Annotated in this window: 17 protein-coding genes and 2 tRNA genes; 11 read left to right on the top strand and 8 right to left on the bottom strand. The window is 68.7% G+C overall.

The genetic code is table 11. From position 1 onward, the window contains the following. Positions 1 to 4: 4 nt before the first annotated feature. A complete protein-coding gene (locus WEF05_05625; GenBank protein ID MEX1101369.1) occupies positions 5 to 616 on the bottom strand; it encodes a dihydrofolate reductase family protein in 612 nt (203 codons plus the stop codon). A 207-nt stretch (positions 617 to 823) separates the two neighbouring features. Here WEF05_05625 and WEF05_05630 point away from each other — a divergent pair, with 207 nt between their 5' ends. The 5 genes from WEF05_05630 to WEF05_05650 all read left to right on the top strand — a co-directional run bounded on the left by WEF05_05630 (position 824) and on the right by WEF05_05650 (position 5,030). Next, positions 824 to 1,795 carry an NAD(P)-dependent alcohol dehydrogenase gene (locus tag WEF05_05630; protein ID MEX1101370.1) on the top strand — a complete coding sequence of 324 codons (972 nt, stop codon included), beginning with the start codon at positions 824 to 826 and terminating at the stop codon, positions 1,793 to 1,795. 64 nt (positions 1,796 to 1,859) lie between these two features. Beyond that, on the top strand, positions 1,860 to 2,348 hold the full coding sequence (locus tag WEF05_05635) for a sigma-70 family RNA polymerase sigma factor (GenBank protein MEX1101371.1): 489 nt from the start codon (positions 1,860 to 1,862) through the stop codon (positions 2,346 to 2,348). Then, complete coding sequence (locus WEF05_05640) at positions 2,345 to 3,535, top strand: hypothetical protein (protein ID MEX1101372.1); 1,191 nt, start codon at positions 2,345 to 2,347, stop codon at positions 3,533 to 3,535. The genes WEF05_05635 and WEF05_05640 overlap by 4 nt, the downstream gene beginning before the upstream one ends. A 263-nt stretch (positions 3,536 to 3,798) precedes the next feature. Then, a complete protein-coding gene (locus tag WEF05_05645; GenBank protein ID MEX1101373.1) occupies positions 3,799 to 4,206 on the top strand; it encodes a VOC family protein in 408 nt (135 codons plus the stop codon). Then, positions 4,206 to 5,030: a HemK/PrmC family methyltransferase gene (locus tag WEF05_05650; GenBank protein MEX1101374.1), complete on the top strand. Its 825-nt coding sequence runs from the start codon at positions 4,206 to 4,208 to the stop codon at positions 5,028 to 5,030. The genes WEF05_05645 and WEF05_05650 overlap by 1 nt, the downstream gene beginning before the upstream one ends. A gap of 23 nt (positions 5,031 to 5,053) precedes the next feature. Here WEF05_05650 and WEF05_05655 read toward each other — a convergent pair whose 3' ends face one another. Next, a complete protein-coding gene (locus WEF05_05655) occupies positions 5,054 to 5,569 on the bottom strand; it encodes a nitroreductase family protein (protein MEX1101375.1) in 516 nt (171 codons plus the stop codon). A gap of 20 nt (positions 5,570 to 5,589) precedes the next feature. Here WEF05_05655 and WEF05_05660 point away from each other — a divergent pair, with 20 nt between their 5' ends. Further along, the gene (locus tag WEF05_05660) at positions 5,590 to 6,927 is read left to right on the top strand and encodes an NAD(P)/FAD-dependent oxidoreductase (protein MEX1101376.1); all 1,338 of its coding nucleotides are present in this window, start codon (positions 5,590 to 5,592) and stop codon (positions 6,925 to 6,927) included. A gap of 39 nt (positions 6,928 to 6,966) precedes the next feature. On the opposite strand, the gene WEF05_05665 is transcribed toward WEF05_05660, so the two are convergent. Beyond that, positions 6,967 to 7,347, bottom strand: coding sequence for a VOC family protein (locus tag WEF05_05665; GenBank protein MEX1101377.1), 381 nt, complete (start codon positions 7,345 to 7,347; stop codon positions 6,967 to 6,969). A 280-nt stretch (positions 7,348 to 7,627) separates the two neighbouring features. Between WEF05_05665 and WEF05_05670 the strand changes: the two genes are divergently transcribed. After that, positions 7,628 to 8,302, top strand: coding sequence for a DUF4287 domain-containing protein (locus WEF05_05670; protein MEX1101378.1), 675 nt, complete (start codon positions 7,628 to 7,630; stop codon positions 8,300 to 8,302). Positions 8,303 to 8,467: 165 nt separating this feature from the next. Beyond that, positions 8,468 to 9,235: a class III extradiol ring-cleavage dioxygenase gene (locus tag WEF05_05675; protein MEX1101379.1), complete on the top strand. Its 768-nt coding sequence runs from the start codon at positions 8,468 to 8,470 to the stop codon at positions 9,233 to 9,235. Positions 9,236 to 9,260: 25 nt separating this feature from the next. On the opposite strand, the gene nhaA is transcribed toward WEF05_05675, so the two are convergent. Next, entirely contained in the window at positions 9,261 to 11,147 is a 1,887-nt protein-coding gene (gene nhaA / locus WEF05_05680; protein MEX1101380.1) for a Na+/H+ antiporter NhaA, read from the bottom strand. Between the two features lie 181 nt (positions 11,148 to 11,328). Here nhaA and WEF05_05685 point away from each other — a divergent pair, with 181 nt between their 5' ends. Continuing rightward, positions 11,329 to 11,571, top strand: a complete 243-nt coding sequence (locus WEF05_05685; GenBank protein ID MEX1101381.1) for a DUF2630 family protein — start codon at positions 11,329 to 11,331, stop codon at positions 11,569 to 11,571. Between the two features lie 83 nt (positions 11,572 to 11,654). Here the strand turns inward: WEF05_05685 and WEF05_05690 are convergent, their stop codons facing one another. The 3 genes from WEF05_05690 to WEF05_05700 all read right to left on the bottom strand — a co-directional run bounded on the left by WEF05_05690 (position 11,655) and on the right by WEF05_05700 (position 12,896). Then, positions 11,655 to 12,023, bottom strand: coding sequence for a hypothetical protein (locus WEF05_05690; protein MEX1101382.1), 369 nt, complete (start codon positions 12,021 to 12,023; stop codon positions 11,655 to 11,657). A gap of 80 nt (positions 12,024 to 12,103) precedes the next feature. After that, positions 12,104 to 12,427 carry a hypothetical protein gene (locus WEF05_05695; GenBank protein ID MEX1101383.1) on the bottom strand — a complete coding sequence of 108 codons (324 nt, stop codon included), beginning with the start codon at positions 12,425 to 12,427 and terminating at the stop codon, positions 12,104 to 12,106. Next, positions 12,420 to 12,896, bottom strand: a complete 477-nt coding sequence (locus tag WEF05_05700; protein ID MEX1101384.1) for a DUF192 domain-containing protein — start codon at positions 12,894 to 12,896, stop codon at positions 12,420 to 12,422. Before WEF05_05700 ends, WEF05_05695 begins: the two co-directional genes overlap by 8 nt. 69 nt (positions 12,897 to 12,965) lie before the next feature. Between WEF05_05700 and WEF05_05705 the strand changes: the two genes are divergently transcribed. Further along, positions 12,966 to 13,037: transfer RNA gene (locus WEF05_05705), tRNA-Thr, on the top strand. A gap of 25 nt (positions 13,038 to 13,062) precedes the next feature. On the opposite strand, the gene WEF05_05710 is transcribed toward WEF05_05705, so the two are convergent. Then, positions 13,063 to 13,908 (bottom strand): universal stress protein, encoded by an 846-nt coding sequence (locus WEF05_05710; GenBank protein ID MEX1101385.1) that lies wholly within the window; start codon positions 13,906 to 13,908, stop codon positions 13,063 to 13,065. 107 nt (positions 13,909 to 14,015) lie between these two features. Here WEF05_05710 and WEF05_05715 point away from each other — a divergent pair. Beyond that, a tRNA-Met gene (locus WEF05_05715) sits at positions 14,016 to 14,087 on the top strand. Positions 14,088 to 14,201 lie beyond the last annotated feature (114 nt).

The following is a 14,201-nucleotide window of genomic DNA, read 5'->3' on the forward strand; positions in this document are numbered from 1 at the left end:
CGCGTCAGTCGAGTGCGAACGATCCCGTGACGACCTCGCCCGCCGGTTCGTAGGTACCGATCACGACCCCCGTCGTGGAGATCGTGCTGTCGACGAGCTTCAGTCCGGCGGGGATGGTGCCGTCGGCGAACAGGCGCTTGCCCGACCCGAGGACGACCGGGAAGGTCCAGAGGCGGTACTGATCGACGAGGCCGTTCGCCAGCAGCGCCTGGATCAGGTTGCCGCTGCCGTGCACCTGTAGCTCTGGCCCGTCTTCCTTCTTGAGGGCCGCGATGCCCTCGGCCGCGTCTCCCTCGATCAGAACCGAGTTGCTCCACTCCAAGCTGGGACGACTCCGCGACGCGACGTACTTCGTTGCCTCGTTGAACGTCTTCGCGCCGTCCTCCTCGGAAGCGTGCGGCCAATGGGCGGCCATGATGTCGTAGGTCCTGCGACCGAGAACCATGGCGAAGGGGACGCTCGTCGCCTCGCCCATGATCGCACCCATCTGCTCGTCCCAATAGTTCACCGACCAACCGCCGTACGCGAAACCTCCGTCGTCATCCTCTCCGGGTCCGCCCGGAGCCTGCATGACCCCGTCCAGGGTCAAGAAGGTGCTCACGACCAGCTTCCTCATCGCTCGTCCCCTTTCGATCCGATCCCAGCTCGAGTCGAGCCACCGCAGTCTAGGACTGCCCGGTCGGACGGAACTCATCGCGCGTGCACAGCGACCTGGAGCAGGGATCGCGGAGCTTCGGAGCCGGTAGGGTTGAGCCACTCCTCCCGCTGGAGCTAGGTACGGGTGGCAGCGGATAGACGAACTTCGGAACGAAAGGTGATTGTGATGCGTGCGATCGTTCAGGACGCGTACGGCCCCGCAGACGTGCTGCGTCTCGCTGAGATCGACACGCCCGACATCGCGGCGAACGAAGTCCTCGTGAAGGTGCATGCAGCCGGGATGGATCGGGGGACCTGGCATTCCATGACCGGGCAGCCGTACCTGATGCGCATCATGGGGTTCGGGTTCCGTCGTCCGAAGAATCCGGTCATGGGTTTGGACGTCGCCGGGACGGTCGTCGCGGTGGGTTCGGAGGTGACCAGGTTCCAGCCCGGCGAGGAGGTGTTCGGCATCAGCCGAGGTTCGTTCGCCGAGTACGCCGCCGTGCGGGAGGACAAGCTCGCCCACAAGCCGGCGAGCCTGAGTTTCGAGCGGGCAGCGGTCGTTCCGATCTCGGGCGGCACCGCGATCCAGGGCCTGCGCGACGCAGGTCGCATCGAAGCGGGGCAGGAGGTACTGGTCATCGGTGCATCGGGAGGCGTCGGCACCTACGCGGTGCAGCTCGCCAAGGCTCTCGGAGCAGCGGTGACCGGCGTGTGCAGCACGCCGAAGCTCGACCTTGTCCGCTCGATCGGCGCGGACCATGTCATCGACTACACGCGAGAGGACTTCGCCGAGGGCGATCGCCGCTACGACCTGATCCTCGACGTCGGCGGCAATTCCCGGCTTTCGCGTCTTCGGCGGGTGCTGAAACCCAAAGGGACGCTCGTCATCGTCGGTGGGGAGGAAGGCGGGAACTGGACCGGAGGCTTCGGCCGGCAGATCCGAGCGCTCGGGCTGTCGCTCTTCGTGGGCCAGCGACTGACCATGTTGGCATCCAAGGAGCGCCGCACCCACACGGAGGCAGTGAGCCGGCTCATCGAAGCCGGTCAGGTCGCTCCGATCATCGACAGGACCTACCCCCTGGCCGAGGTCCCCGACGCGATGCGCCACCTCGAAGCCGGACACGTCGGAGGGAAGATCGCCATCACGATCTGACCCACTCCCAGATCCGCCGGGGTTGGCTGTAAGCGCTCAGGGGCCCTTCGGGATAGAACGAGTGGTGGCCGATCGGGCGAGCTTCGAGAAGTTCTACCGCGAGGAGCTCACGCGCGTGGTACGTGCGTGCGCCTTGGTGACGTTGAACCCCAGCGCTGCTGAGGACATCGCGGCCGAGGCCTTCGCACGCCTGTGGGCCCATTGGGGTCAGATCCGCGACGAGGACCACGCGGGCGGCTATGTGTTCAAGACCGCGATGCGGCTGTGTTCGAAGCGGGCGAGCAGGGCTCGACGCGAGTTGCTCGGCGATGTCCCAGACCGCAGCGGGGTCGACGAACCGGGAAGGGCGGAAGCGCGCCGTGCGGTGTTCGCTGCTCTCGGGCTGCTTTCGGTTCGCCAGCGCCAGGCCGTCGTACTCCGCGATTGGGCGGGGTATCCCACAGGCGAGGTCGCCTCGATGCTCGCCATGCGCGAGAGCACCGTGCGGGTCCACCTGTCCAGAGGCCGAGAGGCCCTCCGGCGATCCCTGAGTGTGGAGGAGCAGGAACGATGAACGTCGATGAGCGGGACGAAGGGCTGGGCGACCTTCTCGATCGCGCGGTGCGAGGGATCGGGGTCGAAGGTGTGCCGAGTGACGTGGTTCGTCGCGGCTCGCGTCGCAGGGTGGGGACGGTCCTGGCCGCGGTCACGATCACTGCCGTGTTCGTGGCAGGGGTCGGATTCGCAGCGACGCAGGTCGGGCGTGACGCACATCCGAGCCCGGCAAGTTCACAGGGATGGACGACGCTGTCCGCGCCCGACATCCCGTGGACCACGCCGGTGCCGCCGGGGTGGCGCGTGGGCGTGTCCCGGTTCGTGGGTGGACCTCACTACATCATCCAGGCTCTTCGGGCCTCGTTCGTCACCAACGCCGCGATCGGAGCCCCCCGTAGCTTTCGGTCGTTCGGGGGTCCGTTCCGGGACGGGGCGCCAGGCGACACCGTGGTGGTGATGGTCGACGAGTCCGTCGGTCAGGGTGAGGATCGTCCGACCGACCTCACGTTCAATCGGGTTCATCGGATCCCCGGAGCGGAGGGGTGGACCAGTCGGGACGGCAAGATCTGCAGCGAGTGGGGGTGCGTCCGGGTCTATCTCGAGCAGGGGCCGGATGCGTCGCGATCCGACATCGACACCGCGACCCGCGTCGCCGAGGGGGTCAAGCCTGAGCGCGTTGCTCCATCCCCGACCACGTTGACGCCATTGATCCGCTACGAGGACCAGGATCTCCAGGCCGCCGGGTTCTCGTTGAGGTATCCGGCGGGCTGGGTCGTGGCCGACGACCCGCTGACGGACCTCCGCGCAGAGATCGTGTCGATCGGCACCTACGACCTCCAGCCGGGTGGACGCTCCCGCGAAGGGCTGGATGCGGTCATCCCGGCGGCGCTGGATGGGCTCGGTGCCGACGACGTGTTCATCACCGTGCAGGAGTACCAGGAGTACAAGGGTGCTCGCGCTGCGAATGCACGGCCGCGTCCCGCCTCGTTCTCCGCACAGGCCGTGTGTGCGGATCAGCGCTGCCTGGACGGCCGGCGTCTCGGATTCGACGGCATGAGGGCGTGGTGGATCTCGTTCGAGGACGCGGCGTCAGGCCGAACGCTCTCGGCGCTTGTCGCTATGGGAGAAACGGCTTTCGCGGATCCCGCCCGCAACGACGCCGCGTGGGAGGTCCTCGACTCGGTGGAGTTCGATCGCTCCGGCTAGCCCGATGGCCATGGCCGCGTACCGTTGCCTGTCTCAGCACGCCCGAGACGACCAGACGATCGATCGCCTCGTTCGTCGCTTGGAACGTCCTGTCGATCGCGGCTGCCGCGCCGGGGCACCGTGATGATCGGCATCACAACCTTGAATACGATGGACTGGTAGTCAAGGTTTCTCCGTAGTCGTTGAGCGTGGCCCCTGGCATTGTCGCGGTGTGGCGGTCGAGGCGAGGGAGATAGGGTCTACTCGCGAGGAGACAGGCGCTGATGGACATGAAGCTGGAGGTCGTTGTAGTTCCGGTGCGGGATGTCGACCGTGCGAAGGCTTTCTACGCCGAGCGCTGCGGATTCGCCGTCGACGTGGACGACGAACCCAACGAACACGCCCGCATCGTCCAGCTCACCCCTCCGGGGTCGGGGTGCTCGATCATCATCGGTGTCGGGATGGCCGAGATGGAACCCGGTTCATTGAAGGGCCTCCAGCTCGTCGTCGACGACGTCGCCGCCGCACGCGCGGAGCTCGCGGACCGCGGTGTGGACATCTCCGCGGTCCGCCATGTCGACGTCGACTCGGGGGAGTGGATCGATGGGCACGGTGGTCCGTGGAACTCCTTCGTGTTCTTCGACGACCCCGACGGCAACAGCTGGGCCGTGCAGGAACGACCCCACGACTGATGCCTGAGCGTTCGAACACGGATCCCGGTGTACGCGTCGGGGGGCGGAAGCGCGTCGTCGAGGCGCTCGCGGAGGGTGGTTGCGTGGCTCCCGGTGCGGAGGCCGACGCCCTGTTCCGAGCAGCGAGCGAGGGTGTCGGATCGATCGAGCGACTGACGGCTCGCCGGCTGCGGGGCGAGCCGCTCGCCTGGATCACCGGAACGGTGCGGTTCTGCGACGTCCGTGTCCGCGTCGACCCCGGCGTGTTCGTTCCCAGGCCGCATACGCAAGCGATGGCACGACGGGCCGTCTCCCTGTTGTCGCCCGGCGGGATCGCCGTCGACCTGTGCACCGGCAGCGGGGCAGTGGCGACCGTTCTCGGGTCGGCCCACCCGCGAGCCAGGGTGATCGCCACCGACGCCGATCCTGCCGCCGTCGCGTGTGCGCGCCGCAACGGCGTCCGGGCCCTCGTCGGCGACCTCGACGAGCCGCTGCCGCCGTCGTTGCGAGGGCGCGTCGACGTGATGACGGCGGTGGTTCCCTACGTGCCGACCGAGGAGCTCCACCTGCTCCCGCGGGACGTGCTCGCCAACGAGCCCCGTCGCGCACTCGACGGAGGTCGGGGAGGAACGGCCGTCCTGATGCAGGCCGCCGGAGCGGCCGCACGCTGGCTCCGTCCCGGCGGCACCGTGCTCCTCGAGCTGGGCGGGGATCAGGCGGTCGAGGTCGGGGCGGGCCTCACGAAGGCCGGCCTCTCGGAGATCCGCGTGCATCGGGACGATGAGGGTCGGGACCGCGCGATCGAGGCGCGAGGCCCGTTCCGTTCCGGCGACCCGTTCGGATGAGCAGTGGGGCTGCAGATGGCGGCCTACCAGCGTTCGCGGTGGACGACCTCGTCGAAGGGACGCCGGTCTGGGCGCTCGATGGGGGACAAGGGACGGTTCGCCGGGTAGCCGAGGGCGAGCAGCCCCACGCAGAAGCGGTCCTCGGGAAGGCCGATCGTGCTGCGCGCCAGGTCTTGATCGTCCACGGCGGCGTGCGAGCTCCCGATGCCGAGATCCGCAGCCGCCAGCGTCATGCCCATCGTGGCCTGGCCGATGTCGTAGAAGCTCCAGTCACGCGTGTCCCGATCGGAGGGGACGTGAGCGACGAGCGCCACGGTCGCGGCGGACGACGCGACATGCGCGGCGTATCGCCACGTCTCGGCGAGCTCCTGCAGCGTCTTGCGGTGGGTGCAGACCACGAAGTCCCACGGTTGTCCGTTCATCGAGGAGGGGGTTCGCCGCGCCGCCTCGAGGATCCTGTCGAGGTGCTCCGGAGCGATCGGCCGGTCCTCGTACGTGCGGACGTTCCGCCGAGCCCTGATCGCGTCCCAGGTCTCCATCCGTCACACGGTACCGCCCGATGCGTGAGAGAGCGAACGCGAACAAGGGGACGCTGGTAGCTTTTTCGCTCATGGATGCGGACGTGGTGGTGATCGGTGCTGGGTTCGCCGGGATCACGGCGGCGCGTGATCTGACCGAAGCAGGGCGCAGCGTCGTGGTCCTCGAGGCGCGCGACCGGATCGGCGGACGGACGTGGTACCGCGAGATCCCCGGCACCGGCGTGATGGCCGAGTACGGCGGCATGTTCCTCTCGCGCGCTACCCAGCCCAACCTCGCGCGCGAGATCGACCGCTACAGCGCCGCGGTCCTGACCGCGACCGAACCCGACGTGTTCGCCTGGATCGACGGCGATCGTCGCGCCGAGGGCGGCGGGGCGATCGAGCGGATCCAGAGCAAGCTCGCGTCGTCGAACTTCTCGGACGCGATCCGCACCACGCGTGACGCGTTCAAGGCCGGGGGGCGCACCGGACTCGGCGCGCTGGACGTACCCGTGTCGACATGGATCGAGAGCCTCGATGCCGATCCGGAGGCCGTCGACTACGTGCGGGCGTTCATGGTGTCGATGGGAGGCTCGGCGCTCGATCGCTGTTCGGTGCTGCCGTTGCTCTGGGACATGGTCGAGTTGGACTACAGCCCCGCCGACGTGTTCGTCGACGTGGGGGAGCTGCTCACCGACGGTACGACGAGCCTGCTGGATCCGATGGCGGCCGGCCTTGACGTCCGGCTAGGAACGGTCGTGACCCACGTGGCGCATGACGATCACGGGATCCGCGTGACCCTGGAGGACGGAACGACGGTGCGAACCGAGGCGGCGGTGATCGCGCTTCCGCTCAACGTGTGGGCCGACATCGTGTTCGACCCTCCGCTCGAGGACGCGAAGCGCCGCGCCGCCGACCGCCGGCATCCGGGACAGGTGTCGAAGGTGCTCGCGGTCGTCCACGGGGGGCCCGAGAGCTACGTCGGTATGGGGTGGAACACGCCGATCAATGCCGGCTTCGCGCTGCGTCCCGCAGGTGACGGCCGGCTGTTCATGGGCTTCTCGGTCCAGGAACGGGTCGACCTCGCCGACCGCGCGGCGATGGCGGCCGCGGTGAACGCCCACCTGCCCGAGGCAACCGTCGCGACGACCGACGGTTACGACTGGGTCGGCGACCGCTTCTCGCAGGGAACCTGGCTCTCGACCCCGCCCACCTGGTTCAGCGACGGCACGTTCGAAGCCCTGGTTCTCCCCGAAGGTCGACTGGCGTTCGCAGGCTCGGACATCGCGCCCGAGGGCGCCGGCTGGATCGAAGGTGCGATCGGGAGCGGCGTGGATGCGGCCGTCCACCTGCTGCACGGCGTCCTTACCACCCGCTGAGCGGTTCCCACGTTCGCCGGCTGCAGGGTCGGAACCGGTTCACGTCTCTTGGAGGACGGACAGCACGTTCCCGGCCGGGTCCTTGAACCAGGCGATGTCCGGGCCCCGGCCGCGGGCGATACCCTTCTCGTCCTGGTCGAACCCGTCGTAGCGCTCGAAGACCACCCCACGCGCGGTCAGCTCCTCGACCGCCTCGTCGATGTCGTCGACGGGGAAGTTCAAGATCGTGTAGGACGCAGGCTCATGACTAGGTCGCACGTAGACCAGCGTGTCCCGGTCACCGGCTAGGTGCAGGGACATCAGTCCGTTCTCCTGATCCAGGATCGACGTCTTCAGCCCCAAGGTCTCGCCGTAGAACTCGCGGCTCCGCTGGAGGTCGTCCACCGCGAAACCGCTGTATGCCTTGGTGTTCGCGAACATGCCGAGTTCCTTCCTCTCGTGTTCCCAACCTGTAGACGACCCGGTGCCCGGATACTCATCGGCGCTGTGCCCGGCGGCGCCCTCAAGCTTGCGCCGGCGATGGCCGCCGGGGTAGGTTCGTGTTCGGCCCGTCCCGGGCCCAACCTCGGCTCCGGCGCTCACGCCGTCGGTAATCCGCGAGGCAAAGGGGTCTCAGCCCTCGGGACGCTCGTCGGTACCCCTTCGGGTCGCGCCCAAAGGGAGCGTGAGTCCTGCGGTCGCGGCCGACGGAGGAGGAACGATGACCGAGCGGAAGACCTTCAAGCGCCGCGTCCGCGAGCGCATGTCCAAGACCGGCGAGAGCTACACGACCGCGCGTAAGCAGGTGACCGACAAGCGCGACCGGAACGAGGCGGCGCGCTCCCGGCTCGCCGCGGACGACGACCGGGTGTCGGACGAGACGATCGAGGAGAAGACCGGCAAGACCTGGGACGCGTGGTTCTCGATCCTCGATTCATGGGGGGCCCGGGAAAGCAAGCACCCCGAGATCGCGCGGTTCCTGAACACCGAGCACGGGGTTCCCGGCTGGTGGTCCCAGACGATCACCGTCGCGTACGAGCGGTCCCGCGGGATGCGGCTCAAGTATCAGCAGTCCGACGGCTTCTCGATCACGGCGACCAAGACGATCGCCGTCCCGATCCGGGTCCTGTTCGAGGCGTTCGTCGACGATGGCGTGCGCGGCACGTGGCTCAGGGACGGGAAGATGTCGCTTCGCACCTCCCGGCGGGACCGCTCGGCGCGGTTCGACTGGAACGATGGGGCAACCAGGGTGATCGTCGACTTCAACGACAAGGGACCGTCCAAGTCGACGGTGGCGCTGGCGCACGAGCGGCTGCCGGACGCCGACGAGGCCGAGACGGCGAAAACGTTGTGGCGGGAACGGCTGGCACGGCTCAAGTCGATCCTGGAGTCGTGACCGCTCGTCGGCGAGCGAGAGGAATACGCTGACGGCGAGCGACGTTCCCACGATGTAGAGGCGGCAGACGCCGAGGCAGGCGCCGAGAGGGAACGATCGATGTCGACCGAGACACCCACAACCGCGCGACCGGAGCGCCGAGACTGGACCGAGGCAGACGGGCCGATGCCCACGCTGTACCTCGGGCACGGTGCTCCTCCGCTGTTGGACGACGAACTCTGGACCTCGCAGCTGGTGGCATGGGCCGATGAGCTCCCGCGTCCGCGATCGATCCTGATCGTGTCGGCGCACTGGGAGTCGGCGCCGCTCACGGTCGGTGCGACCGATTCCGGCGTGCCGCTGACCTACGACTTCTCCGGGTTCCCCGAGCGGTTCTATCGGATGACCTATCCCTCTCCCGGCGCGCCGGAGCTCGCGGCGCGGGTCGAGGCGGCGATGCCCGATACCGAGCCCATCGCCACTCGGCCCGACTACCGACTCGATCACGGAGCCTGGGTGCCCCTCAAGGTGATGTATCCGGAGGCCGCCGTTCCCGTGCTGCAGATGTCGATGCCGACGTTGGACCCGAAGCGTCTGTTCGACCTCGGTCGGCGCCTGCGTTCACTCCGTGACGAGGGCGTGCTCGTCGTGGGGTCGGGGTTCCTGACGCACGGGCTGCCGTTCCTGCGCGACTTCCGTCCCGACGCCACTCCGCCCGGCTGGTCGGAGGAGTTCGACACGTGGAGCGCCGAGGCTCTCGCCCGCGGCGACGTGGACGAGCTGATGGCCTTCCGCGATCGCGCGCCGGGGATGCCGTACGCGCACCCCACCGTGGAGCACTTCGCGCCGCTGTTCGTGACCCTGGGTGCCGCGAGTGCTCCAGAGTCCGCACCGGACACCGAGATCGAGGGCTTCTACCTCGGTCTCGCGAAGCGGTCGTTCCAGATCGCGTGAGTGTCGGTCCCGCCCGCGCGGGCGATCAGGGACGGGCGGGCGCGCGCGTCTCGGCCAACGCCTCGCGAAGGAGCTGGAGCAGCGTCGCTTCGTCGTAGGCCCCGTAGTGCCGGCGCCCGTTGACGAAGAAGGTCGGGGTTCCCGCGACCCCGCTCACGTCGGCGCTCTCCACGTCGCGAGCCACCCGCAGGGTGTGTCGTCGTGATGCCAGCTCGGCGGAGAACCGGTCGACGTCCAGTCCCAGGTCGCGCGCGTACCCACGTAGATCGGCGAGCCGGAGGGCGTCCTGGTGTGCGAACAGCACGTCGTGCATCTCCCAGAACCTCCCCTGCGCCCCTGCGGCCTCGGCCGCTTCCGCGGCGAGCTCGGCGTTCTCGTGGACGTCCGTCAAGGGCAGATGCCGGAACACGAACCGGATCTCGGCTCCGAACCGTTCGAGCAGGTTGCGCACGATGGGTTCCGCCCGCCCGCAGTGGGGGCACTCGAAGTCTCCGTACTCGAGGAGGGTGAGTGGCGCGTCGCCCGGCCCCCGAACGTGGTCGACCTCCTCGTCGACCGGATCGGCGAGGTCCTGGATCGGTTCGGCGACGCGATCCTCGCCGACGGCACGCAGCCGCGAGGGGAGGCGGCCGATCACGCGGAACACGACCCAGGCCAGACCGGATGCGAGCACCGACGCCACCATGATCCCCAGCTTGGCGTCCTCGAGGATCTGCCCTTCGAAGGAGATGTCGGCGATCAGCAACGCGACGGTGAACCCGATTCCGGCCACGGTCGCGGCACCGATCAACTGCGTCCACGGCACGCTCAACGGCAGACCGCCGAACCGCCGGCGCGTGACCAGCCAGGTCACCCCGGCGATCCCGACCGGCTTGCCGACGACGAGCGCGACGACGATGCCGAGCGTCACCGGCGAGGACACGGCGTGTCCGAGCACCTCGCCGTTGATCACCAGGCCCGCGTTCGCCAGCGCGAAGAGGGGAACGATCACGTAGCTCGTCCACGGGTGGAACAGGTACTGGAGGCGTTCGTTCGGCGAGATCGCGAGGGCCACGCTCCGGCTCGCCGATCGCGCGTACTCGGGCGTCGGTTCCTCACGGAACAGTCGCCAACGCGCACCGGCGTCCTGGAGCCGTTCCCGGGTCGGTGGATACGCGGTCGCGAGCAGGCCCATCGCCACCCCCGCGATCGTGGGGTGAACGCCCGAGGCGAGCATCGCGATCCACACACCGAGCCCGACCAGGAAGTAGGCGGCACCGTTCCGGATCCCCGCACGACGCATCAAGAGCACCGCGCCGAACAGCGCGAGGGCGACCAGCAGGGCCGAGACCGAGAGGTCCTCGGTATAGACGAGTGCGATCACCGACAGCGCCGCGATGTCGTCGACGATCACCACCGTCAGCAGGAAGATGCGCAGGCGAGGCATCGATGCGCCACCGACCAGGGTGAGGATGCCGAGCGCGAACGCGGTGTCGGTTCCCGTCGGGATGGCCCAACCGCGGGCGGCCGGTTCCCCCGCGTTGAACGCGAGGTAGATCGCCGCCGGGACGATCATGCCGCCGATCGCCGCAAGTACGGGTGTCGCGATGCGTCGGCGTTCGCGCAGCTCGCCCATGTCGAACTCCCGGCGGATCTCGAGGCCGACGACGAAGAAGAAGAACGCCATCAGCCCGTCGTTGACCCAATGGCGCAGATCCAGCGACAGCTCGGAGCCACCGAAACCGATCGAGAGCGGGGTGGTCCACAAGTCCTCGTAGCTCTCGGACCACGGCGAGTTCGCCCACACCAGCGCCGCGATGGTGGCCGCAAGCAGGACGATCGCGCTCGAGTTCTCGGTGGCGAGGAAGTCGCGCAGCGGCGTCGCGAGACGCCGGACACCAACGCTCTGTTCGTCGAGCCGTTGGGACCCCACCCGTGGACGATACCCCGCGCGCCATGACGCCTCACCCGCGATCTGCGTGAACCACCCTCGCATGGCACTATCGGGTCGGGATCGAGGGATCGATCCGTTGGGAGAGCGGAGACCGGGTCGGGATCGAGGGATCGATCCGTTGGGAGAGCGGAGACGCCGAGGGTGGAACGGAGGCGGGAACGTGGACGATCAGGAGGTCATCGATCGGATCAACCAGTTCGCGAACGAGGAGCACGAGCTGTTCGGCAAGGAGTCCCGAGGAGAGGCATCCGAGTCGGATCAGCAGCGGCTCAAGCGCCTCGAGGTGAGCCTGGATCAGTGTTGGGATCTCCTCCATCAGCGCCGGGCTCGGAGAGCGGCGGGCTCCGACCCGGATCAGGCGAGCGTCCGCGACGAGAAGACCGTGGAGGGCTACATCGGCTGATCGGATCCGGGATCGCCGAAGGGCGGCCGCCGCGTACGACGACCGCCCTTCGTGTGTGACTCGCGCTGTGGAGCGGTTCGGACCTAGCCGACCTTGATCGTTCCGCACATGCCGGTGCAGTTCCCACCGCTCAGGTTCGAGTGCGTTCCGATCGTGCAGCGGTACTTGAACGTTCCCTTGGTCGTGAACCTCCGGACCGCCGTGTCACCCGACGGCAACGTGGTCTTGTACGACCATCCGCCGTAGGCCACGACGTTGTGCTTACGGCTGCTGACGTTGTTCCACTTGATCCTGCCGCCCTTGGCGATCTGGGCCGTTCCCGGCTTGTAGCGGTTCGTGTTCGTCAGCTTGACGACCGTCGCCGCCGAGGCCGGGAGGGCCAGGGCCAAGACGACCGCGACGACCGCCGCCACCAGCGCGAGCCGGCGGACGCGGGGGGATGCGCCTCGCATGAACCTCTCCTCTCGTTCGGACTCTCGTGTCGGTTCGAACCGGATCGACCTCGCGGCCGTCCGGCGGAGAACTGTACCGCTCACCAGGTTGCGCCGTAAAGGTCCGACGCCGGATCGAAGAACCCGTCGGCCGGACGGGCGTGCGCGTGCCAGTGATCGGGGATCCGTCGCCGCTCGTCGTCGATCCAGAAGCCGTCCGTCCCGTAGCGCGCGGAGGCGACCGCCTCTAGGCACGCGAGCAGGGTGCGTTCCAGCTCCGCGTCGGGGAGTCCGTGCGTTCGCCAGACGACCATCGGCGTGCGGCACACCAGGCAGTCGGCGACCCAGCACGCGTCGTCCTCGAAGTGCCAGGTGGTGACCCGCTCGGCGGAGCACAGCAGGCATCCGACGGTGGGCTCAGGCACAGCCGAACCCCAGATCCACCCGATCGCCGACCTCGACCCCGAGCCGCTCCAGGTTCCCTCGGGCGACCTCGACCGCGCCGATGTACTCCTGCGCCGGCGTGGAGACCGGGCATGGGTCGTCCTCGCACGGCTCCAGGTCGACGATCTCGGATATCCGTCCGTCCGTTCCCCAGAACGCGACCGTCAGGGGGATCGAGGTGCCCTTCATCCAGAAACCGGTCCGCGTCGGTTCCTCGTGCAGGAACACCATCCCCTCGCGCGCCCCCAACTCCGTGCGGCCCATCAGACCGCGCGCCCGTTCCGCATCGTCGTTCGCGATCTGGACCTCGATCCGCTCCCGGTCGCGTCCCGGGCCGAACCAGAGGGGATAGGTGGCAGCGCCGGGTTCGCACTGGCCACTCGGGTCCGAGACGCCGCCGCAGGCGGCGAGCAGGAGGAACGGAACGAACGGGAGGATCCGTCGTCGCACGGACACATCGTGCCACGGTCGGCTCGAGCTGCCCGGCCCGGTGCGGGTGCTAGCATCGATGCGCCCTCCGCCGGAGTAGCTCAGGGGTAGAGCAACGCCATGGTAAGGCGTAGGTCCGGGGTTCAAATCCCCGCTCCGGCTCCGAACTCGGTCGGCGGTCAGCGGGTCAGCGGTCAGCTCGGCGCGCGATCAGACCGGCGCGCGCATGACGTGCCACCTTGTCGCTCACCGATCCGAGCACGACGCGATCGACCGGTCCCATCCCGCGTGACCCGACGACGACGAGGTCCGCGCCCCATTCCTCGGCCCGCTCCAAGAGCCGCATCGAGGCCGCTCCCATCGGCGTCGCGCGGTGCACACGGAATCCGGCGGTCTCCAGCTCGGTCGCTGCCCTCTCGGCGATCTGCTCCGCCGCCGCGGTGAGCTCGGCCCCGACGTGCTCGTCGAACGCCTCGGTCGCGAAGCCCGTCGCGGTCGGCGTGGGAGCGGGCAGCTGCACGACGGAGAGCACCTCGACCTCGCATCGCTCGGCGTCGGCGAGGGCGACGAGCTCGCGGAGCGCGAGCGCCCCGTCGGAGGAGCCGTCGGAGCCGACGAGCACCCGCGCGGGAACGGTGTCGGTAGGGGATCGGTGCGTGAGCAGGGTCGATACCTGTGCGGCGTGCAGCACGCGGGTGCTGACGCTGCCGAGCATCAGGCGGTCGAGCCACGTCTTCTGGCCCGCGCCGATCGCGATCAGGTCGGCGCCCTCCCGCTCGGCGACTTCGACGATGTGGGCGCCGGCGTCCTTCGCGGCCTCCTCGAGACCGCGCGCCTCGAAGCCCGCCGCCTGCAGGCGCTTGACCGCGTCCTCGATCAGCGGGTTCGGCTCGCCCTCGATCGGGGGAGCGACCGCGAGCACGGTGACGCGGACGTCATCGCGCCGGCCGAGCTTCTCCAGGATCTCGCCGACCGCCTGAGCGGCCTCGGATCCGTCCGTGGCATACAGCACCTCCACAGCGAGTCCTCCCATCACGTCGAGCGGTTGCCGTTCCGGAGCCCGGAACCGTACCGCCTCCCGCGGGGTAGCAACGAAACGCGTGTCGGGACGGCGGCCCGCTCGGTAGTATCTGCTGCTCAGGCGGGGTAGCTCAGTGGCAGAGCAAGCGGCTCATAATCGCTGTGTCGGCGGTTCGATCCCGCCCCCCGCTACGGACCACGGCCCGAGACGCCGGCCGACGGCGGCACGACGCGACCAGGGAAGGAACCGGGAGCATGTCCAAGCAGAAGTTCGAGCGGAACAAGCCGCACGTCAACATCGGCACG

The organism is Actinomycetota bacterium (genome assembly GCA_040881665.1).
Lineage (GTDB): Bacteria > Actinomycetota > UBA4738 > UBA4738 > HRBIN12 > JBBDWR01.

Coding starts and splice junctions, on each gene's coding strand:
- WEF05_05675 (MEX1101379.1), top strand. CDS start 8,468: ATGCCCACGCTGTACCTCGGGCACGGTGCTCCTCCGCTGTTGGACGAC.
- WEF05_05640 (MEX1101372.1), top strand. CDS start 2,345: ATGAACGTCGATGAGCGGGACGAAGGGCTGGGCGACCTTCTCGATCGC.
- WEF05_05655 (MEX1101375.1), bottom strand. CDS start 5,569: ATGGAGACCTGGGACGCGATCAGGGCTCGGCGGAACGTCCGCACGTAC.
- WEF05_05625 (MEX1101369.1), bottom strand. CDS start 616: ATGAGGAAGCTGGTCGTGAGCACCTTCTTGACCCTGGACGGGGTCATG.
- WEF05_05670 (MEX1101378.1), top strand. CDS start 7,628: ATGACCGAGCGGAAGACCTTCAAGCGCCGCGTCCGCGAGCGCATGTCC.
- WEF05_05710 (MEX1101385.1), bottom strand. CDS start 13,908: ATGGGAGGACTCGCTGTGGAGGTGCTGTATGCCACGGACGGATCCGAG.
- WEF05_05645 (MEX1101373.1), top strand. CDS start 3,799: ATGGACATGAAGCTGGAGGTCGTTGTAGTTCCGGTGCGGGATGTCGAC.
- WEF05_05650 (MEX1101374.1), top strand. CDS start 4,206: ATGCCTGAGCGTTCGAACACGGATCCCGGTGTACGCGTCGGGGGGCGG.
- WEF05_05690 (MEX1101382.1), bottom strand. CDS start 12,023: ATGCGAGGCGCATCCCCCCGCGTCCGCCGGCTCGCGCTGGTGGCGGCG.
- WEF05_05660 (MEX1101376.1), top strand. CDS start 5,590: ATGCGTGAGAGAGCGAACGCGAACAAGGGGACGCTGGTAGCTTTTTCG.
- WEF05_05665 (MEX1101377.1), bottom strand. CDS start 7,347: ATGTTCGCGAACACCAAGGCATACAGCGGTTTCGCGGTGGACGACCTC.
- WEF05_05630 (MEX1101370.1), top strand. CDS start 824: ATGCGTGCGATCGTTCAGGACGCGTACGGCCCCGCAGACGTGCTGCGT.